Consider the following 25,659-nt stretch of genomic DNA (forward strand, 5'->3'; position numbering starts at 1 on the left):
CCCCCTGCTCGTGTCCCGCGCCCGTGCCCTGTCCAGCCTGTCTCCGGTGTTTCCTCGAATGTAGTCGGCACGTCCGGTAGCGCACGCCCCTTTGTTGCAATGTGCGCCCCCTGACCGGCCGCAGGTGGTAGAGGGCCGCGGGGCTCGCGCAGGATGCCTTTGGGCTCGCGCCTACCCCGCCACCCTCCGATCAGACCTGACTGAAGAGGATCGAACAGGATCGAAGTCGACTAAAACAAGCCTCTTCTGCGGGGGATCCGTTTTTCGGGTTGTGTTTCAGGGAACTGCCGCTGGGCAGCCGCGCTGCAAGGAAGCGTAGGGACTGCTTCCGTTTTGGCGAGCGAGGGGCGTGGTGGTGACCTTCAAAGTGACCGGCGGCGAGCAGGGCGAATGGGCCGTGCTCCAGGTGTCCGGCGAGCTGGATCTGGTGACGTCACCGGTGCTGCGTCAGCGCGTGCACGACGTGGTGGCCGAGGGGCACCACTGTCTCGTCCTGGATCTGTCCGAGGTGTTCTTCTGCGACTCCAGCGGCGTCGGCGTGCTCATCGCGGCCCGCCGGCTGATCCGCTCCTGCCAGGGCCGGCTGCGCCTCGTGCTGCCCGCCCGGGGCGCGGCGGACGGGTCCCACGTCAACCGGGTCCTCGGCGCGCTGGGCGTCCGCAGGCTGTTCGACGTGTACGGCGACGTGCACGCGGCCCTCGGCGACGAGGGCGAACCCCTGTCCGCGTGACGGCTCGATGACGCACGGTAGACGGAGTGTTGCCGTTCCGACACGCCGTTGTCCCGGAATTCCCCCGGACTTGGCACAAGTGACGTTTTCCCGCGCCCGAACGGCCCCCTCCGTCGTACGCTCCGACCGAGAAGCACCCCACCCGACGTAAGGCGGCCCAGTAAGACATGGTCAGCAGCGAGTACGAGCGCAGGATCGCCGCCCGGTTCGCCACCTTCGACCAGGACGGCAACGGCTACATCGACCGCGAGGACTTCTACGGCGCCGCCAAGGCGCTGCTCACGGAGTTCGCCGTGACGGCCCGGTCCGACAAGGGGCAGGCGCTGTACGGCGGCGCCGAGGCCTTCTGGCAGGGCATGGCCGGGATAGCGGACCGCGACGGCGACCAGCGCATCACGCGCGAGGAGTTCGTCAACGGCGCGGTCAAGCGCCTGCGTGACAACCCCGACCGGTTCGCCGAGATCGCCCGCCCCTTCCTGCACGCGGCCCTGGACGTCGCCGACACCGACGGGGACGGCGCCGCGACGGTCGAGGAGGCGGGCCGCGTCCTGAAGTGCCTCGGTGTCCCCGAGGACCTCGCCGGGCCGGCCGCCGCCGCGCTCGACGCGGACGGTGACGGCAAGGTCGGCGAGGCCGAGGTCGTACCCGCTTTCGCCCGCTACTTCACCGTGCCCGAATAGCCTGGACGGGGGCGCGTGCCCGAGCCGCGTCACCCGCCCGCATAGCGCTCGCGCAGCTTGTACTTCAGCACCTTCCGCAGGGTCTCGCCCCGCGGAAGGGCGTCCACCACCTCCAGCCGCTCCGGCAGCTTGTGCACCGACAGTCCCTCGGTGCGCAGGAAGGCGGTCACGGCCGCGAGCGTCAACACCTCGGCCCCCGGCGGCTGTTCCACCACCGCGCACACCAGCTCCCCGCGCGCCGCGTCCGGCAGCCCGATCACCGCCACGTCCCCGACCGCCGGATGCCGGTGCAGCAGGTCCTCGATCTCCTGGGCCGAGATGTTCTCGCCCTTGCGGATGATCACGTCCTTCAGCCGGCCGGTGAGGACCAGGTGCCCGGTCTCCGTCAGGCGCCCGAGGTCGCCGGTGCGCAGGAACCCCTCCTCGTCGAAGGCCTCCGCCGTCTGCCCCGGGTCGAGATACCCCTGGCACACGGCCTCGCCGCGCAGCCGCACCTCCCCGTCCACGATCCGGATCTCCATCCCCTCCGGAGGCCGCCCCTCGGTCGTCGCCAGCAGCTCGGGGGTGTCGTCCGGCGCCCCCATGGTGATCATCGGCACCTCGGTCATGCCGTACCCGTGGGTGAGCTGCACGCCCATCTCGCGCACGACGGCGTGGTACAGCTCCGGCGGCTTGGGCGCCCCGCCGCCCGCCAGCAGCCGCAGCGACGGCACCACCGGCTCTCCCGGCCGCTTGGCCTGCTCCGCCAGGAACATCGAGTAGAACGCCGTCGACCCGCCCGCCATCGTCACCCCGTGCGCGCGGTACTCCTCCAGTGCGTCCGGCAGGGCGAACTGCTCGAACAGCACCGCCGGGAAGCCGTACAGCAGCAGCATCACCGTGTAGTCGGGTCCGCCGATGTGGGCGTACGGGAAGGCGATCGACCCCACGTCGTCCGCCGAGGGGCGCAGCGCATGCGCCAGGCAGGAACCGCCCGCGAGCAGCGAACGGTCCGTGTGCAGGACGCCCTTGGGGTCGGAGGTCGTGCCGGACGTCCAGTAGATCCAGCGGACGGCGGTGCCGTCGCGGGGCGGGGGCGGCAGGAGGGACGGATCGCCCTCGGGCAGGTCGTCGTAGGCCTCGAAGACGCCCCTCGCGCCCAGCCGACGGGCCATCTCGCCGTGGTCGAAGCCGCGCCAGGTGCCCGGCACCGCGAAGAACTCCGCCTTGGACTCGCGCAGTGCGAAGCCGACCTCGCGGTCCCGGTAGAAGGGGATGACCGGCGTCTGCACGGCGCCGAGGCGGGCCAGAGCGAAGGACAGCACGGCCGTCTCGATACGGGTGGGCAGCTGCCAGGCGACCACTGTGCCGGGGCGTACGCCCATGCCGTACAGCCCGGCCGCGACCCGCTCGGCGCGAGCGCGCAGTTCCTCGAAGGTGAGGGTGCGGCCGTCCTGGAGGAAGAGCGGCCGGCCGGGGGTGAGGGCGGCCCGGCGGGTGACCAGCTCCCACAGGGTGCGGGACGAACTCAGGGCGTGCGGGGTCTCGTTCACGACTGCCCCCTGCTGCTTGGCTGACGGGTCGTCAGGTGGGATGCTATCTGACGCTGCATCAGATAAGTACCGTCCGGCGGAGGGGACCCATGGCGACCGAACTGCCCCGCATCATCAGCGTCGACGACCACGTGATCGAGCCCGCCCACCTCTTCGACACCTGGCTGCCGGCCAAGTACCGCGAGCGCGGCCCGAGGCCCCTGACCGCCGGGATCGGTGAACTCGCCTACGTCGGCGGCAAGTACCGGATCACCATGGACCCCGACGGCCAGCCCACCGACTGGTGGATCTACGAGGACCTGAAGTTCCCGTACAAGCGCAACATCGCCGCCGTCGGCTTCGACCGGGACGCGATGACCCTGGAGGGCATCACCCGCGAGGAGATGCGGCCCGGCTGCTGGGACCCGAAGGAACGCCTGAAGGACATGGACCTCAACCACGTCGAGGCGAGCCTCTGCTTCCCCAGCTTCCCGCGCTTCTGCGGCCAGACCTTCGCCGAGGCGCACGACAAGGAGGTCGCCCTCGCCTGCGTGCGCGCCTACAACGACTGGATGGTCGAGGAATGGTGCGGCGACAGCGGCGGGCGGCTCATCCCGCTGTGCCTCATCCCGCTGTGGGACATCGGCCTGGCCGTCGCGGAGATCCGCCGCAACGCCGCGCGCGGGGTGCGGGCGGTGACCTTCTCGGAGATCCCCACCCACCTCGGGCTGCCGTCCATCCACTCCGGCTACTGGGACCCGTTCTTCGCGGTCTGCCAGGACACCGGGACGGTCGTCAACATGCACATCGGGTCCTCGTCCCAGATGCCGGCCGCCTCCCCGGACGCGCCGCCCGCCGTCCAGGCCTCGCTCAGCTTCAACAACGCGATGGCCTCGATGATGGACTTCCTCTTCAGCGGGGTCCTGGTGAAATTCCCGCGCCTCAAACTCGCCTACTCCGAGGGCCAGATGGGCTGGATCCCGTACGCCCTGGAACGCGCCGACGACGTCTGGGAGGAGCACCGCGCCTGGGGCGGCGTCCGCGACACGATCCCCGAGCCGCCGTCGACGTACTACTACCGGCAGATGTTCTGCTGCTTCTTCCGCGACCAGCACGGCGTGGCGTCGATCGACGTGGTCGGCCGGGACAACGCCACCTTCGAGACCGACTACCCGCACGTCGACTCGACCTTCCCGCACACCAAGGAGGTCGCCCTCGACCACGTCAAGGGCCTCGACGACGAGACGGTGTACAAGCTGATGCGGGGCAACGCCATCCGGATGCTGGACCTGGACCTCGACCGCTGATGGACCTGTCGTACACGCCCGAGGAGGAGGACTTCCGGGCCCGGCTGCGGGAATGGCTCGCGCGCACGCTCCCCGGTCTCCCGCCCAGGCCCTCCCCCGGCGACTGGCCGGGGCGGCGGGCGTACGACCTCGGCTGGCAGCGCAGGCTGTACGAGGCCGGATACGCCGGCGTCCACTGGGACGCGACCCCGGGCGTCCGCCTGATCTTCCTGGAGGAGACCGAGAAGGCGGGAGCGCCCTATGTGGGGGCCGGCTTCGTGGGCCTGCTGCACGCCGGGCCGACCATCGCCGCCGAGGGCACGGACGCCCAGCGGGCGCGCTGGCTGCCGCCGATCCTGCGCGGCGAGGAGGTCTGGTGCCAGGGCTTCAGCGAGCCGGACGCCGGGTCCGACCTCGCGGCCCTGCGCACCCGCGCGTGGCGCGATGGCGACGACTACGTGGTGACCGGCTCCAAGATCTGGACCTCACACGCCGAAGTCGCCGACTGGTGCGAGCTGTTGGTCCGCACCGATCCGGCCGCCCCGAAGCACCGGGGCATCACCTGGCTCGCCCTGCCCATGGACGCGCCCGGCATCACCGTACGGCCGCTGCGCACGCTCGCCGGGCCGGCCGAGTTCGCCGAGGTGTTCCTGGACGAGGTGCGGGTGCCGGTGGCGAACCGGGTTGGGGACGAGAACGACGGCTGGCGCGTGACCCTGGTGACGCTGTCCTTCGAGCGGGGCACGGCCTTCGCGGGCGAGGTCGTCGCCTGCCGGCGGGCTCTGGCCGAACTGGCCGTCGAGGCCCGCAAGAACGGCCGCTGGGACGACCCGGCCCTCAGACGCCGGCTGGGCAGACTCAACGCGGAGTTCCGGGCACTGTGGCGGCTCACGCAGTGGAACGTGAGCGCGGCGGAGGCCTCGGGCGGAGTACCGGGCGCGGGTGGCTCGGTCTTCAAGCTCCGTTACTCGCACGCCCGCCAGGAGCTCTACGACGCCGCCGCCGAGGTGCTGGGCCCGGACTGCCTCGACCTGGACCGGCCGTGGACCCCCGACCGCCTCTCTTCCCTGGCGTACACCATCGCGGCCGGCACCTCGCAGGTCCAGCACAGCATCATCGCCGAGCGCATCCTCGGCCTGCCGAAGGGACGGTGAGGTGCCATGCGGTTCAGGCTGACGGACGACCAGCGGGCGCTGCGGGTGGGGGTGCGCGAGGCCCTGGCACGGCAGTTCGACGGCCGGGCTCTGCGGGCGGCGGTGGAGGAGGCCGACGGGGGTGGTGCCGCCGGGGAGGGGACGGGGCGGGCGGTCGGGGCGCCGCGGCTCGGCCGGGGGCTGTGGCGGGCCCTCGGTGACCTGGGGTTCTTCGCGCTGCGGGTGCCGGAGGCGGACGGCGGGGTCGGACTCGGGCTGCCGGAGGCCGTGTTGGTGTTCGAGGAGGCGGGGCGGGCGTTGCTGCCCGGGCCGCTCGTCGCCACCCACCTCGCGGCCGGTGCCGTGCCGGGCGCGGCCACCGGGGAGACGGTGGTGGCGGCTGTGGACGGCGGGCTCGTGGAATGGCTGGCTGCGGCGGACGTCGTACGCGGGGACAGCGCGGGGGCCGTGCCGCTGCGCTCGCTCGACCCGCTGACGCCCCTGCACCGCGTGCCCGCCGGGCGGCCCGCCTCCGGCACCGACCCCGTCGCGGTCCTGCTCACCGCCGCCGAGCAACTCGGCACGGCGACCCGTGTTTGCGAGCTGGCGGCGCAACACGCCCGGGCGCGCGAACAGTTCGGACGGCCCATCGGGGCCTTCCAGGCGGTGGCGCACCTGTGCGCGGGGATCCTGGTCCGGGCGGAGACGGCCCGCGCCGCCGTGTACGCGGCCGCCGTCACCGCCGACCCGGCCGACATCGCCGCGGCCCGGATCCTCGCCGACGAGGCCGCCGTGCGCGGCGCCCGCGACTGTCTCCAGGTGCACGGAGGCATGGGCTTCACCTGGGAGTCCGAGGTCCATCTGCATCTGAAACGCGCATGGGTTCGAGCTCAGCGTGCGGGCGGCGTCACGGAGAGTGAGGAGATGCTCGCGGCGGCCCTGGCGTCCGAGACGGCCTGACGGGCCGTCTGGCTGCGGTGTCGCCACGACCACTCCCGGAGATGTCACGGATCGTGGCATACCGGAATCACGGAGCGTTGATATCGGCTTGTGTCCTCAGTGTGACTCGTTACGGCCTGGAGTCGATTGCCCGCTCCGGTACCTTGTGTCAAATGCGAGTGGCTCCGAGCGCAGTGCGACCCCGTGGCGCCGCCTGTTCGACTGCCCGCGGCGGGCGTCGCACAGTATGCCGCACGGGTACTCCTTCGCGCTGGAATATGCCCGAAGCGCTTGTTGACGTGACTGTACGTCAACCATGCTGTCCCACAAGGGATTCACGTTCCGTGATCCTCGTCCCGGCCGTTGTTCTGGCCATGCAGAAAATGGCTACGATCGTGGCCCTCGTGAGGCGCGAGCCTAAGTGTCCGCCGGTTCGGATGGTGTGAGCGGTGCAGGTGCTTCAAGTGCAGCTGGAGATCCGGCCCGACCCCGCAGAAGTGGGGCGGGCCCGGCGGTGGGCCCGCTCCCGCCTGGCCGGGTCCGGCATACAGGCCGACGAACCCCTTGCCGAGACACTGATCCTGCTCGTCTCCGAGCTCGTCACCAACGCCGTGGTGCACACCGGCCGCCCCGCCGTCCTGCGGCTGTCCCTGCCGCACGTGGTGACGGAGGAGGCCACGGTCCGTCTGGAGGTCGCGGACGGCAGCGGCCGGGCCCCCGTGCCCCGGTGCGCCGGCGACGACGCGACCGGCGGCCGGGGCCTGGCGCTCGTCGACGGCCTCGCCGACCGCTGGGGCTGGAGCGTGGAGGCCACCGGCAAGCGCATCTGGTGCGAGGTGGACCGGTGCGCGAAGTCCCCGGACCTCACGGCGTCGTGCGGAGGGGGCGCGGTGGCGTGCGGCGGGGCGGCTTTCGAGGGCCTGGCGTACGAAGCGGTGTAGCGCCGCCGCCCTTCCGGCCGGGTGTGGTGTACGGCGGCACATGCCGCGGGTTCGTGCGGCGGGGCCGGGGCACGGGTGCACGGCGGGCCGGCCGGTTCCGTCAGGGCATGCGGCGATGCGCCGGGACGTGCTTCCGTGCGCGCCCACGGCAAAAGCCGCCTAAGCGACATTTCTCCGAACTCCTGTTGACCCGTCGTGACCGTTTGCTCACGCTGGTGGGCAGCGATTCGCCGTGAGGGGACGGCGGGGGCCGCGGTGGACGGCGGCCCTCGGCGAGTGTGAGTCGTGATTCGGCGTCGGCTCCCTACAGGGGCGGGGAGTCGGGGCGGGAGCGCCGGAGTCGGGTGGCGGCGCGCGCTGCCGTGCTCGGGGCGAGCAGCGCGGCGCCGCCATCCAGCTGCAGCGGATGGCGGCCCGGCCGTGCCGGTGTGCCGGGCGTCCGGCGGGCGGGTCCCGGACCCGCGGGCCTACAGGACGGCGACGGGAGCCACCGGAGAGCCGGTCGCCCCGGTGAACGGCTCAGGGGTCGCCGTCAGCAGGAACGCGTACCGGCCCGCTTCTCCACAGGCTGTGGACAACTCTTCGAGATTCCAGTTCTGGCCCTGTGGCATGCCCATCTCCACGAGGTCGAGGGCGTGCACCGGCAGCCAGAGGTCCTCCACCTCCGGGGGGAACACCTCGAAGGTCAGGGTGTCGTTGGCGACGGCCGCGACATCGCGCGCGTGGAACCACTCCGGCGTGCGGATCGACAGCCCCGGTGACGGATACGCGTAACCGTGCCGGTCCCCGGCCAGGCAGGCCTGGATCTGCCCGGTCCGCACGAGCACGACGTCGCCGGCCCGCACCCGCGTGCCGGCCAGTTCCTCGGCGGCGTCCAGGTCCTCGGGCGTGACGGCGTACCCGCCGTCGAGCCGGTCCGTGCCGCGGACCCGGGCGACGTCCAGCAGCACCCCGCGCGAGACGACGTGCCGGACCGTGCCGATGCCGCTGAACTCGGCGCCGCCGTGCGCGGTGACGGTGCGGGCGGGACGGCCGTTGTAGAGCCGGCCCGAGTGCGAGACGTGGGGCAGGGCGTCCCAATGGGTGGCCGCCTGGAGCCCCATGGTCACGACGTCGTCGCTGCATGCGACCGTGCCCGGGCCGAAGATCTCCTGGTTGATCTGCACCATGGTGTGCAGGGGGTTCACCCGGCCGGGGATCATCCCGGTCTGCACGCCGTCCTGCTGGAGGGGGAGCGCGAGCGGGACGCGGCGGCCGGTGCGGACGGTCGCCGCGGCCTGCCTGACGACCTCGTCGGTGATCAGGTTCAGGGTGCCGATCTCGTCGCCGGATCCCCAACGGCCCCAGTTGTTCACGCGCTTGGCGATGTCGTGGAACGCGTCCGGCAGCGACATGAGTCCTCCCCGGGGCTTGTCTTCCCGTATCTGACGGGTCGTAGAATTCGGGAAACGAGAATCTAACGGTCCGTCAGAAACCGTGGGACGGGAAGGGGCCGGGCGTGGGGAACTTCTTGGCAGGCAAGGTCGTCGCCGTCACGGGTGCCGGGCGGGGCATCGGCCGGGCGGTCGCGCTCGCGGCGGCGGCCGAGGGAGCGAAGGTCGTCGTCAACGACTACGGCGTCTCGGTCGACGGCGCGTCACCGGCCAGCGAGGTCGCCCAGGCCGTGGTCAAGGAGATCGAGGCGGCGGGCGGCGAGGCGGTGGCCGTCGCCGACGACATCTCCACGATGGCGGGCGGGCAGCGGGTCGTCGACGTGGCGCTGGCGTCGTACGGGCGGCTGGACGGTGTGGTCTGCGTGGCCGGGATCCTGCGCGAGCGGATGCTGTTCAACATGACCGAGGAGGAGTGGGACCCGGTCGTCGCGACGCATCTGAAGGGCACGTTCACGGTGTTCCGGGCGGCCTCCGCGGTCATGCGGAAGCAGCGGTCCGGGACGCTGATCGGCTTCACCAGCGGCAACCACCAGGGGTCCGTCTCCCAGGCCAACTACAGCGCCGCGAAGGGCGGGATCATCTCCCTGGTGCGCAGCGCCGCGCTCGGGCTGCACAAGTACGGGGTGACCGCGAACGCGGTGGCGCCGGTCGCGCGGACCCGGATGTCGGCCGGGGTGCCGATGGAACTGGCCGAGATCGGGGAGCCGGAGGACGTCGCCGCGCTGGTGGTGTACCTGCTGTCCGACGCGGCCTCCCGGGAGGGGATCACCGGGCAGGTGTACACGGTGGCCGGGGCGAAGATCGCGGTGTGGGCGCAGCCGAGGGAGGTGCGTGCCGCGTATGCCTCCGGCGGATGGACCGTGGATCGGATCGCGGAGTTTCTGCCCGGGTCGGTGGGGGTGGATCCGATGCCGTTGCTGGAGCGGGTGCGGGAGATGGAGAGGGCGGCGGGTCGGGGGGAGCGGCCGAACGCCCAGTAGCTCGGGTGGCGGGGTGGTTTGGCGGGTGCGGGTGGAGTGTGGTCGTTCGCGCAGTTCCCCGCGCCCCTGAGGGGGGTTGCCCCGCTGCCCATGCGCAAGTACCTGGCCAATCTAAGGCGGTCAAGAGTGGAGTTCGGGTTCGGGCAAGAGGATGAGGACTTTCGCGCCGAGGTGCGCGGCTGGCTGGGGGTGCATGCCGGAGGAGTCACTGACCGCCGCACGTGGGAACGTACTCTCGGCGCTGCCGGATGGATCGGGCTCGGGTGGGGGGCCTCCGGGTTCGGGAACCGGACCGCCGGCCTCACCCAACAGGTGGTCTGGGCCGAGGAGTACGCGCGATCCGGCGCGCCCCCGCGCTCCGGGCACATCGGGGAGAACCTGCTCGGCCCGACGCTCATCGCCCACGGCACCGACGAGCAGAAGTCCCGGTTCCTCCCGCCGATCGCCGCCGGAGCGGAACTCTGGTGCCAGGGGTACAGCGAACCCGGCGCCGGATCGGACCTGGCCGGCATCCGCACCGCGGCCGTGCGCGAGCCGGGCGGCCGTACGTACCGCGTCACCGGCCAGAAGATCTGGACGTCGCTCGCACACGAGGCGGACTGGTGTTTCGTGCTGGCCAGGACCGAACCCGGCTCGGTGCGGCACCACGGGCTGACCTTCCTGCTCGTCCCCATGGACCAGCCCGGCCGGATCGAGGTCCGCCCCATCCGCCAGATGACGGGCACCAGCGACTTCAACGAGGTCTTCTTCGACGGCGCGCACGCCGAGCACGTCGTCGGGGGCGAGGGGAACGGCTGGCGCGTCGCCATGAGCCTGCTCGGCTTCGAGCGGGGGGTGTCCACGCTGGCACAGCAGATCGGGTTCGCAGAGGAACTGGGGGCAGTGGTGCGCGCCGCCGAGGAGTCGGGCGCCGTGCACGACCCCGTCGTACGGGAACGGCTCGTGCGGCAGTGGGCCGAGCTGCGGACGATGCGCTGGAACGCCCTGCGCACCCTGGGGGGTTCCGGCGACGCGGGTGCCCCGAGCGTGGCCAAGCTGCTGTGGGCGGGCTGGCACCAGCGGCTCGGGGAGCTGGCGGTGCTGGTGCGGGGTGCGGCGGCGTCGGTGGGGCCTGCTGACTGGTCGGCCGCCACGCCGTATGAACTGGACGCCTCCCAGCACCTGTTCCTCTTCTCCCGGGCCGACACGATCTACGGCGGCTCGGACCAGATCCAGCGCACGATCATCGCCGAGCGGGTGCTCGGTCTGCCCAGGGAGCCCAAGGGAGCCGTGTGATGCGAGGCGTGATCTTCGACGGGAAGCAGGTCCGGGTCGTGTCGGACCTGGAGGTGCGCGAGCCAGGGCCGGGTGAGGTGCGGGTCGCGATCTCGGCGGCCGGGCTGTGCCACAGCGATCTGTCGGTGGTGAACGGCACCATCCCGTTCCCGGTCCCGGTGGTGCTGGGCCATGAGGGGGCCGGGGTCGTGGAGGCGGTGGGCGGGGGCGTCACCCATGTCGCGCCCGGTGACCATGTGGCGCTGTCCACCCTGGCGAACTGCGGAACGTGCGCCGAGTGCGACCGGGGCCGTCCGACCATGTGCCGGCAGGCCATCGGACGCCCCGGCCGGCCCTTCCGCCACGAGGGCTCGCCGGTGCACCAGTTCGCGTCCAACTCGGCGTTCGCCGAGCGCACGGTCGTCAAGGCCGTCCAGGCCGTCCGCATCCCCGACGACATCCCGATGACCTCGGCGGCGCTCATCGGATGCGGGGTGCTGACCGGGGTGGGGGCCGTACTGAACCGGGCGCGCGTGGACCGCGGCGACAGCGTCCTCGTCATCGGCACGGGCGGCATCGGCCTGAACGTGCTCCAGGGCGCGCGGCTCGCGGGCGCCGGGCGGATCGTGGCCGTCGATGCCAACCCGGCGAAGGAGGAGGCGGCGCGGCGGTTCGGCGCGACCGACTTCCTCACGTCCACCGAGGGCGTGCGCGACCTGCTGCCCACGGGCGCGGACCACGCCTTCGAGTGCGTCGGCCGCGTGGAGTTGATCCGGCAGGCCATCGACGCCCTGGACCGGCACGGCCAGGCGATCCTCCTCGGGGTCCCGCCCGCCACTGCCGAGGCGTCCTTCCGCGTCTCCTCGATGTACCTCGACAAGTCCATCCTGGGCTGCCGCTACGGCTCCTCCCGGCCCCAGCGGGACATCGCCCTGTACGCCGGGCTGTACCGCCAGGGGCGCCTCCTGCTCGACGAACTGGTCACCCGGACCTGTCCGGTCGAAGACTTCGAGAAGGCGGCGGCGGACGCGGAGGCGGGGCGGGTGGCGCGGGCGGTGCTCACCTTCTGAGGGCGGAGGCGGTCTCCTTCTCCGCCCGGAACGTCCGCCGGTAGGCCGTGGGTGTGACACCCAGGGCCGCCTGGAGGTGCTGGCGCATCGACTGGGCCGTGCCGAAGCCCGCCTCCCGCGCCACCTGGTCGACGGAGCGGTCGGTGGACTCCAGGAGGTGCCGGGCCCGCTCCACGCGCTGCTGGGTGAGCCACTGGCCGGGGCTGACGCCGGTCTCCTCACGGAAGCGGCGCGTGAAGGTGCGCACCGACATCGACTCCCGGGCCGCCATGTCGCGCAGCTGGATCGGCTCGTGGAGACGGCCCAGGGCCCAGGCACGGGCCGAGGTGGTGGTCGCCTGCTGCGGGTCGGGCACGGGCCGGTGGATGTACTGCGCCTGCCCGCCGTCGCGGTGCGGCGGTACGACCGTGCGGCGGGCCACGTCGTTGGCGATCGCCGCGCCGTGGTCGCGGCGCACCATGTGCAGGCACAGGTCGATGCCGGCCGCGACGCCCGCGGAGGTCAGGACGTCGCCGTCGTCGATGAACAGGACGTCCGGGTCGACGTCGATGTGCGGGAAGAGCCGCTGGAAGCGGTCGGCGTCGGCCCAGTGCGTGGTGGCGGGGCGGCCGTCGAGGAAGCCGGCGGCGGCGAGGACGTAGACGCCGGTGCAGATCGAGGCGAGCCGGGTGCCGGGGCGGATGTGGTCGAGGGCGGCGGCCAGTTCGGCGGTCAGCACGCCCTCCTCGAAGACCGGGCCGAGTTCGTACGACGCCGGGACGATCACGGTGTCGGCGGTGGCCAGGGCCTCGGGGCCGTGCTCGACCTGGATGGCGAAGTCGGCGTCCGTCTGCACCGGGCCCGGCGGGCGGATCGAGCAGGTGACGACGTCGTACAGCAGACGCCCCTGTGCGTCCCTGGGGCGGCCGAAGATGCGGTGCGGGATGCCCAGTTCGAAGGGGAGCAGGCCGTCGAGGGCGAGGACGACGACCCGGTGCGGGCGGAACTCCGGCTCACGGCTCATGGCCCGATCCTAACGAATGCTGTCCTTCGGGCCACTCGATGGAGCGCGCCGCAGGTCGCAGGCTCTATGGCGTGACCCAGACAACCGATGCAGCGGCTGTGCGGCAGCCGCCGAAGCCGACTCGTACGCGGGTGCACCGCGCCTGGTTCGTCGCCGCCGTCACCTTCGTGACGATCATCGGCGCCGCCGCCTTCCGTTCCGTGCCGGGCCTGCTCATCGACCCGTTGCACGAGGAGTTCGACTGGTCGCGCGGCACGATCGGGGCCGCTGTCTCGGTGAACCTCGCGCTGTACGGTCTGACGGCCCCGTTCGCGGCGGCCCTGATGGACCGCTTCGGCATCCGCCGGGTCGTCGCGGTCGCCCTGACCGTGATCGCGGCCGGCTCCTGGCTCACCGTGTGGATGACCGCGGCCTGGCAGTTGATGCTGTGCTGGGGCCTGCTGGTCGGTCTCGGTTCCGGTTCCATGGCGCTGGCCTTCGCGGCGACCGTCACCAACCGCTGGTTCACCGCACGCCGTGGCCTGGTCAGCGGCATCCTCACCGCCGCCTCGGCCTCCGGCCAGCTGATCTTCCTGCCCCTGCTGTCCTGGATCATCGAGCGGTACGACTGGCGCCCGGCCGCCGTGACGGTCGCGCTCGCCGCGCTCGCGGTCGTCCCGTTCGTCTGGCTCCTGCTGCACGACCACCCCGCGGACGTGGGCCAGAAGCCGTACGGGGCCGCCGAGTTCGTGCCGAAGCCGCCGCCCGTGCCCGGTGCCGCCCGCCGGGCCGTGACCGTCCTGCTCTCCGCTGTGCGCACCGGACCGTTCTGGCTGCTCGCCGGCACTTTCGCGATCTGCGGCGCCTCCACCAACGGCCTGATCCAGACCCACTTCATCCCCGCGGCCCACGACCACCACATGCCCGTCCAGGCCGCCGCGTCCCTGCTCGCGGTCATCGGTGTCTTCGACGTCGTCGGCACGATCGCCTCCGGCTGGTTCACGGACCGCTTCGAGCCGCGCCGCCTGCTGGCGGTGTACTACGCGCTGCGGGGCGTGTCGCTGATGTTCCTCCCGCTCCTGCTGGGCCCCGCGGTCCACCCGCCGATGATTTTCTTCATCGTCTTCTACGGCCTCGACTGGGTCGCCACCGTCCCGCCCACCCTCGCCCTGTGCCGCGAGCAGTACGGCGAGGACAGTGCGATCGTCTTCGGCTGGGTCCTCGCCTCCCACCAGGTCGGCGCCGCCCTCGTGGCCTTCCTGGGCGGCGTCGCCCGCGACACGTTCGGCAGTTACGACGTGGTCTGGTACGCGTCGGGGGCGCTGTGCGCGGCTGCGGCGCTGATGGCGCTGGTGATCCGGCGGAGGACGGCGGGTGAGGTGGCCGTGGCCTGAACCGATCGGAGAGCGGGCGGGGTTCAGCTTCCGCCCCGCCGTGTGAGGCCCGCCCGTGCGGTGTTGCGGATCCTCTTGGTCCGGCCACGGTCGGCGAGCACCCCCAGAGCCCCGGAGTCCGGCCCGGCCGCGGCCCGGGCCATGGCAGCTGCCCACTCCTCCCAGGCGGGGCCGGGGCAGAGCTTCGCGGCCCGGCGGTCGAGGTGCCGCAGACCACGGCGGCCCGGGCCATCACCTGGTCCGGGTCGGCGAGGGCGCCGGATGGACACCCGTCCGCGCCACGCGCGCGTGCGGGACACCGGCGATCCGCTGCACGCCGCACGGGCGGCCGAGGTCACGTCACTGTGGCGGCTTGCGGCGGCGTGAGCCGAACGACAGGCCCTACGGGTGCGCCGGCCGGGTGAAGCGCCCCTGGTGGAAGAGCAGCGGATCGGACGGATCGTCCGCCGTACCGAGGGCGTTCACGCGGCCGACCACGATGAGGTGGTCACCGCCGGTGTGGACGGCGTGGATCGCGCAGTCGATCCACGCCACGGCGCCCGTCAGACGGGGCGAGCCCGACACCGGCGCCGCGTCGTGGGCCACGCCCGCGAACTTGTCCGCGCCGCTGACCGCGAAGGCGCGGCACAACTCGCCCTGGCCGGCGCCCAGGACGTTCACGCAGAACACCCCGGCGCGGGCGATCCGCGGCCACGTCGTCGACGTACGGCCGACCATGAAGGCCACCAGGGGCGGGGTGAGGGAGAGGGACGTGAAGGACTGGCAGGCGAAGCCGGCGGGGGAGTCGCCGTCGGCCGCGGGCGGTGCCGTGATGACCGCCACGCCCGTCGCGAAGTTCCCGAGGACGCGCCGGAACTCACGCGGGTCGATGGGTGCACGCTCGTCCTCGGCGACGCAGCGCAGATCGGGGCGCGGCAGCGCTTCGACGGGCTCCGGGGCGGGTGTGCGGTTCGACCTGAGGTAGCGGACGGCGGCTTCCGCCATCCCTGCTTGTCCCATCACACCCGTCATTGAAGCTGACGCACCGTCAGATAGGAAGGGTCAGCGTCCTCCGAACTCCGCGCCCCGCCGTTCCACGAAGCTCCGCACGCCCTCCCGCGCGTCCGCCGTCGTCATGTTGATCTCCTGCGCGGCGGCCTCGGCGGCGAAGGCGGCGGCGCGGTCGGTGTCGAGGGAGGCGTTGACGAGCTGCTTGGTCAGGGCAAGGGCCCGGGTCGGGCCGGAGGCGAGGCGCTCGGCCCAGGCGTGCGCGGTCTTCTCCAGCTCCTCGTCCCGGACGACCCGGTTGACGAGCCCGAGGCGTTCGGCGTCCGGCGCGCTGAGCGCGTCGCCGAAGAACATCAGCTCCTTCGCCCGCTGCGGGCCGATGAGGCGCGGCAGGAGATAGGCGCCGCCGCCGTCGGGGACCAGTCCGCGGCGTACGAACACCTCGATGAAACGGGCGGATTCGGCCGCGAGAACCAGATCGCAGGCGAACGCAAGATGTGCGCCGAGTCCGGCCGCCGTGCCGTTCACCGCCGCGATCACGGGCTTCTCGCAGTCGAGCACGGCGGCGATCAGCCGCTGGGCGCCGGTGCGCAGGGTGCGCGCGACATCGCCCGGCAGGCGTTCGCCGGATGTCCCGGCGCCCCGCAGGTCCGCTCCGGCGCAGAAGCCGCGGCCCGTCCCCGTGATCACGACGGCTCGTATCGCGGGGGTCGCCGACGCCTCGGACAGCAGCCGGACGATCTCGTCCCGCTGGTCCGGTGTGAGGGCGTTGAGCGCCTCGGGCCGATTGAGGGTGAGGGAGAGGACGTGGCCGCTCGTCGCCCGCAGAACGGCCGGCATCAGCGGCACACCGCCAGCGCGTCCAGCGCCACCGCGCCCTGCCCCTGCGGCAGGACCATCAGCGGGTTGATGTCCAGCTCGGCCAGCTGATCGCCGAGTTCCAGGGCCATGCGCTGCACGCGCAGGACGACCTCGACCAGCGCGTCCAGATCCGCCGCCGGCCGACCCCGGACGCCGTCGAGCAGGGCCCGCCCGCGCAGCCCGGCGAGCATGTCCCGCGCCTGCTCCTCCCCGAAGGGCGGCACCCCCACGGCGGTGTCGCGCAGCACCTCGACGAGCACCCCGCCGAGTCCGACGGTCACGGTCGGCCCGAACAGGTCGTCGTGGGCGACACCGACGACCATCTCGACGCCTTGCTCCACCATCTGGCAGACCAGGACACCGTCCAGGGCGACGTCCTCGTAGCGGGCGATGTCGGTCAGCTCCCGGTAGGCGTCGCGGACCTGGCTGGCCGAGGTGAGCCCGATCTTCACCAGGCCCAGCTCCGTCTTGTGGGCGATCCGGGACCCGGAGGCCTTCATCACCACCGGGTAGCCCACGAGCCCGGCCGCGCGGACGGCCGCCGCCGCGCTGGTCACCAGCTGCTCGCGCGGTACGCGGATGCCGTACGCCCGCAGCAGCTGCTTCGCAGCGTGCTCGCTCAGCTGCCGGCCCGGTTGCATCAGGGCCTGCGCCTTGCGGTAGGACGGCGAAGGGGTGCGCGGTGCCTCGTCGAAGGGGGAGCGGTAGGCGGCCGTGAAGCGGTGGTGGGCGAGGTAGGCGCGGACGGCGGTGAGACAGTTGCCGACCGTGCGGAACGTGGCCACGCGGGAGGAGCCGAGCAGGACCTCGCGGTAGGCGGGCTCGGTGCCGACCGGCGAACCCCACACCACGCAGACCAGCTTGTCGGTCTGCTCGGCCGCGTCCACCAGGTCCCGTACCAGCCGGTCGCTGAGCGGTGGGAACGGGCCGGTGACCGGGCAGATCAGTACGCCCACCGCGGGGTCGGCGAGGATCGCGTCGATGATCTTCCGGCCGCGCTCGTCCCCCACCGGATGCCCGCCGTTGTCCACCGGGTTGGCGACGCTCAGGTACTCGGGTATCCACTGGTGCAGCTCGGCCTGCCTGGCCTCGGACAGGACCGGCAGGCTCAGGCCCGCGGCGGTCGCCAGGTCGGCGACGTGCGCCCCGGTGCCGCCCGAGATCGAGTAGACGACGACCCCGTCCGCGCGCGGCGGCCGGGCCCGGGCCAGCAGGGCGGCCGTGTCCTGGAGTTCGTCCAGCCCGTCGACCCGGATCACGCCGTACTGGCGCAGCGCCGCGTCCACCACGGCGTCCGCGCCGGTGAGTTTGCCGGTGTGGGAGGCGGCCGTGCGGGCGCCGGTCTCGGTACGGCCCACCTTGACGGCCACGACCGGGACTTTGCGCCGGGCGGCCCGGTCGGCGGCGAGCAGGAAGGAGCGGCCGTCCTTGAGCCCTTCCAGGTAACAGGCGATGGCGCCGACCTCGGGCTGCTCGGCGAACCAGGAGAGGAAGTCGGCGCTGTCCAGGTCCGCCTCGTTGCCGGTCGGGGCCCAGTGGGAGAGGCGGATGCCGAGTTCCTGGAGGGCGAAGACCGGGCGGCCCTGGTGGCCGGACTGGGTGATCAGCGCGATCGCCGGCCCCTCCAGGTCGTCACGGAACCGCTCGAAGGCGTTGAGGTTGGTGTTGGGCCCCAGCAGCCGCAGCCCCGACTGCTCGACGGCGGCGGCCAGTCGCCGCTGGGCGGCCTCGCCCTCCGGCCCGGTCTCGGCGAACCCGGACGCGAAGACGACCGCGAACCGCGTCTTGGCCTCGGCCAGTTCCTCGATCACCGGAAGGGGGTCACCGACCAGCACCACGGCCAGATCTACCTGCTCGGGCAGGTCCGCGACGGACGGGGAGCAGGGTATGCCGAAGACGGACGGACGGCTGGGATGCACCGGGTGGAGCCGGGCACCGACCCGCTCCGCCCAGTCGGCGAGCTGCCGGGTGATGCCGGTGCTGGGACGGCCCTCGGCGTCCGAGGCGCCGATCACGGCGACGGACCGGGGGCGGAAGAAGCGGTCCAGGTCGGGCACGCCGGCGTGCAGCGGCCGTCCGCTGACGTCCAGGTCGCCGTCCTGGGCGGGCCTGCCGTGCACGACGGGCCCGGACCGCTCGCCACAGGCGATGGCCCGGGCCCGGCGGGAGTCGGTGGTGAGGGTGCCGTGGGTCGATCCAAGCATCGTTTCCGCCCGCTCCTGTGAGACAGCCGCTAACTGACGCTCTGTCAGATTACTGAACTGATGCGACGTCAGGAACGGTGTGGGCGGGCAAAGTTGCCGAAGGCGTCGACCGCGTCTCTCAGCCCGGCAGGCGGGACACGCTCCCGGGGCCGTTGCGCGCGACCGCCTTGGCGATCTTCACCGCGTCCAGCGCCATCTCGCGGAGGTTGCCGCTGATCGGGTTGGTGAAGCCGGTGAAGTACAGGCCGGGGGCGGTGCTCGGGGTGCGGGCGCCGTGGACGACGGGCCTGCCGCGGTCGTCGAGCACGTCGAGGTGACCGACCAGGCCCTCCAGGGCACGGACGTACCCGGTGGCGGCGATCACCACGTCCGGGGAGATCCGGGTGCCGTCGGCCAGGGCGATCTTGCCGCCGTCCTCGAAAGCGTCCACGGCGGCCACGATCTCCACCCTGCCCTTGCGCACCGCGTCGATCAGGCCGACGTCCTGCACCGGGACGGCCCCCTGCTTCACCCGCGTGTACAGCCCGGTGTCCGGACGCGGCAGCCCGTGGGCCGACAGGTCGGGCAGGGCCACCCTGGCCTGCACCCGGGAGATCCGGTCGACCAGGCCGACCGGCAGCCGGCGGACCAGGACGCCGCTGTACTGGGCGGCCCAGCCGGCGGTGGAGCGGCGCACGATGTGGGGGACGGTGCGCACGGCGAGCCGGACCCGGGAGGCGCCGCACTCCACCAGGTCGACGGCGATCTCGGCGCCGGTGTTGCCGACCCCGACGACCAGGACGTCCCGGCCGGCGTAGGGCTTGCCGCTGCGGTACTCGCGGGCGTGCAGGAACTCGCCGCTGAAGGCGGAGCGGCCGGGCCAGTCCGGCAGACGCGGGGTGTGGTTGTGGCCGGTGGCGACGACCACCGCCGCGCCGGTCAGTTCCCGGCCGCCGGTGGCGTGCAGCAGCCAGCCCGTGCCGTCGGGGGTGCGCTCGACGCGGGACACCTCGACGCCGGTGACGATCTCCAGACGGTGGTGCTCGGCGTACTTCTCCAGGTACCGCACCACGTCGTCCCGGGACACCCACCGCCCGAACCGGCGCGGCATCGGCAGCCCGGGCAGGGCCGACAGGCGGCGGGTGGTGTGCAGGTGCAGCCGGTCGTAGTGGCCGCGCCACGACGACCCGACGCGGTCGGACTTCTCCAGGACGACGGCCCGTATGCCCCGGGCGCGCAGCGCGTACGCGACGGAGAGCCCTCCGGGGCCGCCGCCGATGACGTAGACGGGGCGGTCGGGTGGGGGCTGCGCGGAGGCGTGTGTGGGGGGTGTGGAGTCGGCCATGAGCGCGAGCGTAATCACGGGGCCGGTTGATGGGTCTCGGTCAAGACCGGAATTGGTTTCGGATTGATCACGGCTGTAGGGGGAGGGAGTGGGGCTCGTGGCGCAGCGGGCCGGGTTGTGGCGGGGTGGTGATCGTTCCTGCCGGGGGCCGGGCACGGCCTCTCGCGGAGGCGGCCGTGGCGCCGTACCGGAGGAAGGGCGTTCGCGGGTCTTGCGGTCCCCTGGAACTGACGTACCGTCAGATCACATGGACACGATCTGGCTCACCGGGGCGGAATGGCTGGCCGTGCTGCGGATCGGGCTCGGGCTGTGGTGGCTGGAGAGCTGGCGGCACAAGGACCGCAAGGCCTGGTTCGAGCGGGGCACCGGCATCGCGTGGGCGGCCGGCATAGCCGCCGACCACCGCTGGAGCGCCGTCCGCTCCGGCTTCCGGGCGGCCGTCGCGCCGCGCCCGCGCGTGATGGCGTACGTCGTCGTCTACGCGGAACTGGCGCTGGGCCTGGGCCTGATCACCGGCTTCCTCACCCCGGTCGCCCTGGCCGGCGGGCTGCTCCTCAACGCCCTCTACTTCACGCTCATGATCCACGACGTCGCAGAGCAGGGGCAGAACTTGATGATGGCGCTGATGTCGGTGGTCGCGTTGTTCGGGATGTCCTGGCAGACCTGGTCGCTGGACGGCGCGCTGGGGCTGTTCTGATGGCCGGCCGCTTCGACCTGCCCGAGCCCGACGCCTTCACGCGGACGTACTGGGACGCGGCCGCCGTGGGCAGACTGCTGATCCGCCGCTGCGGGGCCTGCGGCCGGCCCCACCACTACCCGCGCGAGTTCTGCCCCCACTGCTGGAGCGAGGACGTGACGTGGGAGACGGCCAGCGGCCGCGCCACGCTCTACACCTGGTCCGTGGTCCACCGCAACGACCTGCCGCCGTTCGCGGACCGTGTGCCGTACGTCGCCGCCGTGGTCGAACTCGCCGAGGGGCCGCGGATGATGACGGAGATCGTGGGGGCGGGGGCCCACCGGGCCGGTGAGGAGCCGGAATTGTCCGGCGGGGCGGCACTGGAGGTGGTGTTCCGGGAGGGGATCCCGGTGTTCCGGCCGGTGCCGGGGGCCTGAACGGCCGGTGCCCGAGGAGGCCGGCGCCCCGGAACCCGGCCCTCTGGGGCGACCGCGTTCTTCCCGGCACGGCATCCCGGATCGCGCCCCAGGGGTTTGAATGGGACCCATGGCCCCCATACGCGACCACTCACCGACCGGCCCCCACCCGGATCTCCGCGGTCACGGCCTCCTCCTGCGCCCGTGGGACGCGGGGGCGGGTGCCGACGTCGACACGTGGTTGCGAGGGCTGCGGGACCCGGAGTTCCGGCGCTGGAACACCCCGCTGCGGCCGGTCACGGACCGGGCGAGTGCGCGGGAGTCGCTGCTCGCGCGGGCGCAGGCCGCCATGGAGGGGACGTCGGTGTCGTTCCGGGTCGCGGACGCGCGCAGCGACGCCCCGCTGGGGCACGTCGGCGTCAACGAGATCAAGTACCACCTGAAGGTCGCCCGGGTCGGCTACTGGGTGCTCCCCGAGGCCCGCGGACGGGGTGTCGCCACCCGGGCCCTCCTGCTCGCCGCCCGCTGGGCCCTCACGGAACTCGGCATGCACCGGCTGGAGCTGGACCACGCGGTCGGTCACGAGGCGTCGTGCCGGATCGCCGAGAGATGCGGGTTCTCGTACGAGGGGACCCTGCGCGGTGCGATCTTCCAGGAAGAGCGGCACGACGCGTTCCGGGACGCCCACCTGCACGCACGCCTGGCCACGGATCCGGAGCCGGAGGACCCGTGGGGAGAGCCGGGTGACGCGGTGGTGTGACGCACGTCACCGCCGATGGGCGATCAGTCCGTCCCGCACCGCGGGTCGTACCTGTCGACCGCAGCACCACCGCAGCGCAGAAGGGACCGGCCGACATGACCGCACCTGTGAAGGGCCCCGCCAGCTACTTCCCCTCCATCGAGAAGAAGTACGGCCGGCCGGTCGCCGAGTGGCAGGAGCTCATCCGCACCTCGCCGCTGACCCGGCACATGGAGCTCGTCAACTGGCTCAAGACCGAGCACGGCCTGGGGCACGGTCACGCCAACGCGCTGGTGGCGCACACGCTCGCCGAGGGCGCCGGCGCGTGAGGCGAGGGGGCCCGCCGAAAATTCAGGAGAGCCCGGGCGGCCCCGGACGGCACCATGAACCATGGATACCGACACCGATACAGCCATGGGCACGGGTAGTTGGCACCTCACCCATGACCTCGACGACTTCCTGACCCGCGCGGGAGCCTTCCTCCGCTCCCGGCCGGCGCTGCACACCGTGCCGTTGACGGTCACGGAGACCCTGCGGACGCGTGGCCGGAGCGTGTACGGCGACGGGGAACCGGAGTTCGGCGTGCTGGAGGCCGGAGAGGTCCGGGCGGCCTTCTTCCGCACCCCGCCGCACTGGCTGAACATCACGGCCCTCACCCCCGAGGACACCGACGCCCTCGCCGCGCGACTGGCCGCCCTCGGCGGGAGCCTGCCCGGGGTGAACGCGGAGTCCGGCACCGCGGGCGCCTTCGCGGCGGCCTGGCAGCGGCACACGGGCGCTACAGCGGCCCTCCGCCAGCACCAGCGGCTCTACCGGCTCGGCACCCTGACCGCGCCCGGCCCCGTGCCGCCCGGCCGCCCCCGGGTCGCCGTCGAGTCCGACCGCGAGCGACTCCGGCGCTGGCACGACGAGTTCAGCGAATCCGTCGGCCTGGGCACCGTCCGCCACTCCGCCGAGTGGGCGGACGCCCGTATCGACAGCGGCGGCATCACCTTCTGGGAGGCCCCCGACGGCACTCCCGTCGCCATGGCCGGCACCAGCCCCCGGGTCGCCGGTCAGGTCCGCGTCACCACGGTCTACACCCCGCCCCACCTCCGCGGCCGCGGCTACGCGGGCGCGGCGACGGCCGAGGTCAGCCGCGCCGCCCTGGCCGCCGGGGCGGACGAGGTCCTCCTCTTCACGGACCTGTCCAACCCGACCAGCAACGGCCTCTACCAGCGCATCGGCTACCGGCCGGTGGCGGACTTCGAGGTGTACGACTTCACGACGGAGAGCGAGGGGGCGTGACCCGTGAACGAGCGCGCTGTGCTGGTCCACGTCCTGGGTCGTGCGGACGCGCGGCGGCTGAGCGGTACCGCGCCGGCGGGTGCGGTCATGACTGGCACCAGCTGGGCGGCTCTTAGGCAGCCGCCCCGGGCACCACCCGGATGTTGAACGTGTGGGAGCCCAGGCCGTTCGCGATGCCCATGAAGAGCAGGGCGAAGTGCTCCTGGCCGCGGGCCGTGGTGATGTCGCCGATGTCCAGCTGGGACGAGGCGGGCCAGCCGAGGTCGGTGAGCAGGCGGCCGGTGGTCTGTTTGGCCCGGGGATCGTCGCCGGAGAGGAAGACGGTGGACGGGCCGGCCAGGCCGTCGGGCGCGGTCATCGCGGTCGAGTCCATGGTGCACAGCGTCTTGACGACGGGGGTCCGCGGGAAGGCCCGCTGGATCTGTTCGGCCAGGCTGCTGTTCGGGTGCGAGAGCTCCGTGAAGTCGTCCGAGAGACCGACCCCGACGTCGATCAGCAGCGTGCCGGCCAGGGCGGGTGCCCCGATGGAGCGGAGCAGGTCCAGGGAGACGTTCCCCGGCGTGGCGTTGACCAGCACCTCCGCATGGGCCGCCGTCTGGTCCAGGCCTGCCACGGGCAGTCCCAGGTCCGTTCGTTCCCCGGGCTCGCGCGAACCGAGGAGTACGTCGTGTCCCGCCGCGCTCCAGCCGTGGGCCAGGGCGCGGGCGACGTTACCGGTGCCGAGTAGTCCTATACGCATGGTGCGAAGCTAACCGGCCCCGCTGTCCCGCGCATCGGACCGCGGGCCCAACCGGCCGGCCCCAACGGCCTAGGTCGCAAGTCGCCCTCATCCAGGACCGGTTGACGGCGGCCTTCACGGCCACAGCAGCTCCCGCGTCCACTCCTGCTCGTCCTGCGCCCCTTCCCGCCGGTAGCGGAGGCGGACGTGCCGGCGTCGCTCGTCGCCCTGGAAGAACTCCACCTCATCGGCCCGCAGCCGGTACAGCGTCCAGGACGGCACCGGTGCCTCCGGTTCCCGTGACGCCCGTTCCCACGCCGACTCCGAGGCCCGGGCCAGGTCGTCCAGCGAGGGGAGGACCTCGCTCTGCCGCCCGGTCAGCGCCGCCGCCAGCGCGCCGGTCGAGCGGGCGTGCAGGTCGCCCTGGGCGTCTTCGGAGGGGGCCGCCGTCACCGGGCCGCGCACCCGGACCTGGCGGCCCAGGACCGGCCAGTAGAAGCCGAGCGCGGCGTACGGGCGGTCGGCGAGGTGCCTGCCCTTGCGGCTCCCGGCGTGGGACGCGAAGGACCAGCCGTCCGCGTCCGCGCCGTGCAGCATCACGATCCGTACGTCGGGCAGGCCCGACTCGTCGGAGGTCGCCAGCGACATGGTGTGCGGCTCCGTCTGGCCGGCCGCCACCGCAGCCGCGAACCACTCGGTGAACAGGGGCAGGGGCGTCGCCGGGGCGGTGGCCGGCTCGAAGGCGTGCAGGTCCGTGACCTCCGGGTCCCAGACCCGAAGCGACCTCAGCAGCTCGTGAAGATCGGTTGCCATGCCTCGATTGTCACCGGTTCCCGGACCGCTCACCCCGCCCCCAGCACCACCGTCCCCGACGAGCAGAACCAGCCCCCCGTCCCCGACGCCACCGCCAGGCGCGGCAGTGAACCGTCGCCCCGCCTCACCTGCCGGGCCCCGCACTCCCCGCGCAGCTGCCGCACCGCCTCCACCAGCAGGAACAGTCCCCGCATCCCCGGGTGCTGGGCCGACAGGCCGCCTCCGTCGGTGTTGACCGGCAGTTCGCCGCCCCGGACCAGCAGCCGCCCCTTCTCCACGAACGCGCCGCCCTCGCCCTTGGCGCAGAAGCCGAGGTCCTCCAGCGTCACCAGCGTCATGTAGGTGAACGCGTCGTAGATCTCGGCGACGTCGATCTCCGACGGCCGCACCCCCGCCCGTCCGAACGCCAGCCGCCCGCTCACCGCCGCGGGGGACACCGTGAAGTCCGGCCACTCGGACATCGCCGCGTGCGACACGGACTCCCCGGCGCCCAGCACCCACACCGGTGACGTACGGCAGTCCCGTACGTACTCCTCCGCCACCAGCAGCACCGCCGCCCCGCCGTCGGATCGCACGCAGCAGTGCAGCTTGGTGAACGGGTCCGCGATCATGGGCCCGGCCAGGACGTCCTCGACCGTGACCGGGGTGCGGAACATCGCCTCCGGGTTGAGGGCCGCGTTGGCCCGGGCCTGCACCGCAACCTCCGCCAGCTGCTCGATCGTCGTGCCGTACTCGATCATGTGGCGGCGCGCCGCCATGGCGTACTTGGCGATCAGGGTGTGGCCGTACGGGACCTCGAACTGCAGGGGACCCCGCGTGCCGAAGGACAGGGTCCCGGTGCGGCGGCCCGCGCGGACGTCGGCGCGGGCCGTCGAGCCGTAGACGAGCAGCACCGCGCGGGCGTGCCCGGCGGCGATCGCGTCCGCCGCGTGGGCCGCCATGACCTCCCAGGTGGAACCGCCCACGGAGGTGGAGTCGACCCAGGTGGGGCGCAGGCCCAGGTAGGCGGCGACCTCGACGGGCGCCAGGGTGCCGAGGCCCGCCGAGGCGAAGCCGTCGACGATCGTGCGGTCCAGGCCCGCGTCCGCCAGGGCGCGGCGGGCCGCCTGGGCGTGCAGGGCGTACGGCGTCGCGTCGTCCACGCGGCCGCAGTCCGAGAGGGCCGCGCCGACGACGGCCACTTTCCTCCGGGCCACCATGCATCTGACGGTACATCAGATTCGGGTGAGCGCGGCAGGGCTCTGGGCTTCCCTGTTCCGCCGCCCTAATATGACGCACCGTCAGATGCGGAGAGAGGTGCC

The 25,659-nt window shown here is 72.8% G+C and carries 25 protein-coding genes; 15 read left to right on the plus strand and 10 right to left on the minus strand.

The features are described from left to right. Positions 1 to 349: 349 nt before the first annotated feature. Together HNR57_RS18905 and HNR57_RS18910 are read left to right on the plus strand one after the other, a co-directional pair. A complete protein-coding gene (locus HNR57_RS18905) occupies positions 350 to 730 on the plus strand; it encodes an STAS domain-containing protein (RefSeq protein ID WP_031136021.1) in 381 nt (126 codons plus the stop codon). Between the two features lie 167 nt (positions 731 to 897). Next, positions 898 to 1,410 (plus strand): EF-hand domain-containing protein, encoded by a 513-nt coding sequence (locus HNR57_RS18910; protein ID WP_184561179.1) that lies wholly within the window; start codon positions 898 to 900, stop codon positions 1,408 to 1,410. Between the two features lie 29 nt (positions 1,411 to 1,439). On the opposite strand, the gene HNR57_RS18915 is transcribed toward HNR57_RS18910, so the two are convergent. Then, complete coding sequence (locus tag HNR57_RS18915) at positions 1,440 to 2,942, minus strand: class I adenylate-forming enzyme family protein (protein WP_184561180.1); 1,503 nt, start codon at positions 2,940 to 2,942, stop codon at positions 1,440 to 1,442. A gap of 89 nt (positions 2,943 to 3,031) precedes the next feature. Here HNR57_RS18915 and HNR57_RS18920 point away from each other — a divergent pair, with 89 nt between their 5' ends. From HNR57_RS18920 to HNR57_RS18935, 4 genes are all read left to right on the plus strand, one after another. After that, positions 3,032 to 4,228 (plus strand): amidohydrolase family protein, encoded by a 1,197-nt coding sequence (locus tag HNR57_RS18920; protein ID WP_184561181.1) that lies wholly within the window; start codon positions 3,032 to 3,034, stop codon positions 4,226 to 4,228. Next, positions 4,228 to 5,361: an acyl-CoA dehydrogenase family protein gene (locus tag HNR57_RS18925; protein ID WP_184561182.1), complete on the plus strand. Its 1,134-nt coding sequence runs from the start codon at positions 4,228 to 4,230 to the stop codon at positions 5,359 to 5,361. Before HNR57_RS18920 ends, HNR57_RS18925 begins: the two co-directional genes overlap by 1 nt. 6 nt (positions 5,362 to 5,367) lie before the next feature. After that, positions 5,368 to 6,300 (plus strand): acyl-CoA dehydrogenase family protein, encoded by a 933-nt coding sequence (locus tag HNR57_RS18930; protein ID WP_184561183.1) that lies wholly within the window; start codon positions 5,368 to 5,370, stop codon positions 6,298 to 6,300. Positions 6,301 to 6,743: 443 nt separating this feature from the next. Beyond that, positions 6,744 to 7,220: an ATP-binding protein gene (locus tag HNR57_RS18935; RefSeq protein ID WP_184561443.1), complete on the plus strand. Its 477-nt coding sequence runs from the start codon at positions 6,744 to 6,746 to the stop codon at positions 7,218 to 7,220. Positions 7,221 to 7,687: 467 nt separating this feature from the next. On the opposite strand, the gene HNR57_RS18940 is transcribed toward HNR57_RS18935, so the two are convergent. Then, positions 7,688 to 8,614 (minus strand): cyclase family protein, encoded by a 927-nt coding sequence (locus HNR57_RS18940; RefSeq protein ID WP_184561184.1) that lies wholly within the window; start codon positions 8,612 to 8,614, stop codon positions 7,688 to 7,690. A gap of 104 nt (positions 8,615 to 8,718) precedes the next feature. Here HNR57_RS18940 and HNR57_RS18945 point away from each other — a divergent pair, with 104 nt between their 5' ends. The 3 genes from HNR57_RS18945 to HNR57_RS18955 all read left to right on the plus strand — a co-directional run bounded on the left by HNR57_RS18945 (position 8,719) and on the right by HNR57_RS18955 (position 11,957). Further along, complete coding sequence (locus HNR57_RS18945) at positions 8,719 to 9,633, plus strand: SDR family oxidoreductase (protein ID WP_184561185.1); 915 nt, start codon at positions 8,719 to 8,721, stop codon at positions 9,631 to 9,633. 126 nt (positions 9,634 to 9,759) lie between these two features. After that, positions 9,760 to 10,908 carry an acyl-CoA dehydrogenase family protein gene (locus HNR57_RS18950; RefSeq protein ID WP_184561186.1) on the plus strand — a complete coding sequence of 383 codons (1,149 nt, stop codon included), beginning with the start codon at positions 9,760 to 9,762 and terminating at the stop codon, positions 10,906 to 10,908. Then, on the plus strand, positions 10,908 to 11,957 hold the full coding sequence (locus tag HNR57_RS18955; protein ID WP_184561187.1) for a Zn-dependent alcohol dehydrogenase: 1,050 nt from the start codon (positions 10,908 to 10,910) through the stop codon (positions 11,955 to 11,957). The genes HNR57_RS18950 and HNR57_RS18955 overlap by 1 nt, the downstream gene beginning before the upstream one ends. Here HNR57_RS18955 and HNR57_RS18960 read toward each other — a convergent pair. After that, positions 11,947 to 12,960: a GlxA family transcriptional regulator gene (locus tag HNR57_RS18960; RefSeq protein ID WP_184561188.1), complete on the minus strand. Its 1,014-nt coding sequence runs from the start codon at positions 12,958 to 12,960 to the stop codon at positions 11,947 to 11,949. The genes HNR57_RS18955 and HNR57_RS18960 overlap by 11 nt on opposite strands. 71 nt (positions 12,961 to 13,031) lie before the next feature. On the opposite strand from HNR57_RS18960, the gene HNR57_RS18965 reads away from it, so the two are divergent. After that, positions 13,032 to 14,333 (plus strand): MFS transporter, encoded by a 1,302-nt coding sequence (locus HNR57_RS18965; protein WP_184561189.1) that lies wholly within the window; start codon positions 13,032 to 13,034, stop codon positions 14,331 to 14,333. Positions 14,334 to 14,714: 381 nt separating this feature from the next. Here HNR57_RS18965 and HNR57_RS18970 read toward each other — a convergent pair whose 3' ends face one another. The 4 genes from HNR57_RS18970 to HNR57_RS18985 all read right to left on the minus strand — a co-directional run bounded on the left by HNR57_RS18970 (position 14,715) and on the right by HNR57_RS18985 (position 19,709). Continuing rightward, positions 14,715 to 15,332, minus strand: a complete 618-nt coding sequence (locus tag HNR57_RS18970) for a flavin reductase family protein (RefSeq protein ID WP_246554742.1) — start codon at positions 15,330 to 15,332, stop codon at positions 14,715 to 14,717. A gap of 42 nt (positions 15,333 to 15,374) precedes the next feature. Further along, positions 15,375 to 16,160, minus strand: coding sequence for an enoyl-CoA hydratase/isomerase family protein (locus HNR57_RS18975; protein WP_184561190.1), 786 nt, complete (start codon positions 16,158 to 16,160; stop codon positions 15,375 to 15,377). Further along, complete coding sequence (locus tag HNR57_RS18980) at positions 16,160 to 18,385, minus strand: acetate--CoA ligase family protein (RefSeq protein WP_184561191.1); 2,226 nt, start codon at positions 18,383 to 18,385, stop codon at positions 16,160 to 16,162. Before HNR57_RS18980 ends, HNR57_RS18975 begins: the two co-directional genes overlap by 1 nt. Positions 18,386 to 18,503: 118 nt before the next feature. Beyond that, positions 18,504 to 19,709, minus strand: a complete 1,206-nt coding sequence (locus tag HNR57_RS18985; RefSeq protein ID WP_184561192.1) for a flavin-containing monooxygenase — start codon at positions 19,707 to 19,709, stop codon at positions 18,504 to 18,506. 247 nt (positions 19,710 to 19,956) lie between these two features. On the opposite strand from HNR57_RS18985, the gene HNR57_RS18990 reads away from it, so the two are divergent. The 5 genes from HNR57_RS18990 to HNR57_RS19010 all read left to right on the plus strand — a co-directional run bounded on the left by HNR57_RS18990 (position 19,957) and on the right by HNR57_RS19010 (position 22,827). After that, positions 19,957 to 20,406, plus strand: coding sequence for a DoxX family protein (locus tag HNR57_RS18990; protein WP_184561193.1), 450 nt, complete (start codon positions 19,957 to 19,959; stop codon positions 20,404 to 20,406). Continuing rightward, complete coding sequence (locus tag HNR57_RS18995) at positions 20,406 to 20,822, plus strand: Zn-ribbon domain-containing OB-fold protein (protein ID WP_184561194.1); 417 nt, start codon at positions 20,406 to 20,408, stop codon at positions 20,820 to 20,822. The genes HNR57_RS18990 and HNR57_RS18995 overlap by 1 nt, the downstream gene beginning before the upstream one ends. Before the next feature lie 109 nt (positions 20,823 to 20,931). Further along, positions 20,932 to 21,561, plus strand: a complete 630-nt coding sequence (locus HNR57_RS19000; protein WP_184561195.1) for a GNAT family N-acetyltransferase — start codon at positions 20,932 to 20,934, stop codon at positions 21,559 to 21,561. Between the two features lie 95 nt (positions 21,562 to 21,656). Beyond that, a complete protein-coding gene (locus tag HNR57_RS19005; RefSeq protein ID WP_184561196.1) occupies positions 21,657 to 21,869 on the plus strand; it encodes a DUF4287 domain-containing protein in 213 nt (70 codons plus the stop codon). Positions 21,870 to 21,954: 85 nt separating this feature from the next. Next, on the plus strand, positions 21,955 to 22,827 hold the full coding sequence (locus HNR57_RS19010) for a GNAT family N-acetyltransferase (protein ID WP_184561197.1): 873 nt from the start codon (positions 21,955 to 21,957) through the stop codon (positions 22,825 to 22,827). A gap of 112 nt (positions 22,828 to 22,939) precedes the next feature. On the opposite strand, the gene HNR57_RS19015 is transcribed toward HNR57_RS19010, so the two are convergent. The 3 genes from HNR57_RS19015 to HNR57_RS19025 form a co-directional block, all read right to left on the minus strand. Further along, a complete protein-coding gene (locus tag HNR57_RS19015) occupies positions 22,940 to 23,566 on the minus strand; it encodes an NADPH-dependent F420 reductase (protein WP_184561198.1) in 627 nt (208 codons plus the stop codon). Between the two features lie 114 nt (positions 23,567 to 23,680). Further along, positions 23,681 to 24,358: a pyridoxine/pyridoxamine 5'-phosphate oxidase gene (locus HNR57_RS19020; RefSeq protein ID WP_184561199.1), complete on the minus strand. Its 678-nt coding sequence runs from the start codon at positions 24,356 to 24,358 to the stop codon at positions 23,681 to 23,683. Positions 24,359 to 24,387: 29 nt separating this feature from the next. After that, entirely contained in the window at positions 24,388 to 25,557 is a 1,170-nt protein-coding gene (locus tag HNR57_RS19025) for a thiolase C-terminal domain-containing protein (protein WP_184561200.1), read from the minus strand. Positions 25,558 to 25,659: the final 102 nt, after the last annotated feature.

The sequence above is a fragment of the Streptomyces paradoxus genome (assembly GCF_014202475.1).
Classification (GTDB): Bacteria; Actinomycetota; Actinomycetes; order Streptomycetales; family Streptomycetaceae; genus Streptomyces; species Streptomyces paradoxus.

Bases quoted from the DNA above. Each gene is read 5' to 3' on its own strand.
- HNR57_RS18975 (WP_184561190.1), bottom strand. From the start codon at position 16,160: ATGCCGGCCGTTCTGCGGGCGACGAGCGGCCACGTCCTCTCCCTCACC.
- HNR57_RS19000 (WP_184561195.1), top strand. From the start codon at position 20,932: ATGGCCCCCATACGCGACCACTCACCGACCGGCCCCCACCCGGATCTC.
- HNR57_RS18920 (WP_184561181.1), top strand. From the start codon at position 3,032: ATGGCGACCGAACTGCCCCGCATCATCAGCGTCGACGACCACGTGATC.
- HNR57_RS18995 (WP_184561194.1), top strand. From the start codon at position 20,406: ATGGCCGGCCGCTTCGACCTGCCCGAGCCCGACGCCTTCACGCGGACG.
- HNR57_RS18990 (WP_184561193.1), top strand. From the start codon at position 19,957: ATGGACACGATCTGGCTCACCGGGGCGGAATGGCTGGCCGTGCTGCGG.
- HNR57_RS18940 (WP_184561184.1), bottom strand. From the start codon at position 8,614: ATGTCGCTGCCGGACGCGTTCCACGACATCGCCAAGCGCGTGAACAAC.
- HNR57_RS19020 (WP_184561199.1), bottom strand. From the start codon at position 24,358: ATGGCAACCGATCTTCACGAGCTGCTGAGGTCGCTTCGGGTCTGGGAC.
- HNR57_RS19005 (WP_184561196.1), top strand. From the start codon at position 21,657: ATGACCGCACCTGTGAAGGGCCCCGCCAGCTACTTCCCCTCCATCGAG.
- HNR57_RS18985 (WP_184561192.1), bottom strand. From the start codon at position 19,709: ATGGCCGACTCCACACCCCCCACACACGCCTCCGCGCAGCCCCCACCC.
- HNR57_RS18925 (WP_184561182.1), top strand. From the start codon at position 4,228: ATGGACCTGTCGTACACGCCCGAGGAGGAGGACTTCCGGGCCCGGCTG.
- HNR57_RS18980 (WP_184561191.1), bottom strand. From the start codon at position 18,385: ATGCTTGGATCGACCCACGGCACCCTCACCACCGACTCCCGCCGGGCC.
- HNR57_RS19025 (WP_184561200.1), bottom strand. From the start codon at position 25,557: ATGGTGGCCCGGAGGAAAGTGGCCGTCGTCGGCGCGGCCCTCTCGGAC.
- HNR57_RS18955 (WP_184561187.1), top strand. From the start codon at position 10,908: ATGCGAGGCGTGATCTTCGACGGGAAGCAGGTCCGGGTCGTGTCGGAC.
- HNR57_RS18960 (WP_184561188.1), bottom strand. From the start codon at position 12,960: ATGAGCCGTGAGCCGGAGTTCCGCCCGCACCGGGTCGTCGTCCTCGCC.
- HNR57_RS18910 (WP_184561179.1), top strand. From the start codon at position 898: ATGGTCAGCAGCGAGTACGAGCGCAGGATCGCCGCCCGGTTCGCCACC.
- HNR57_RS18970 (WP_246554742.1), bottom strand. From the start codon at position 15,332: ATGGGACAAGCAGGGATGGCGGAAGCCGCCGTCCGCTACCTCAGGTCG.
- HNR57_RS19010 (WP_184561197.1), top strand. From the start codon at position 21,955: ATGGGCACGGGTAGTTGGCACCTCACCCATGACCTCGACGACTTCCTG.
- HNR57_RS18930 (WP_184561183.1), top strand. From the start codon at position 5,368: ATGCGGTTCAGGCTGACGGACGACCAGCGGGCGCTGCGGGTGGGGGTG.
- HNR57_RS19015 (WP_184561198.1), bottom strand. From the start codon at position 23,566: ATGCGTATAGGACTACTCGGCACCGGTAACGTCGCCCGCGCCCTGGCC.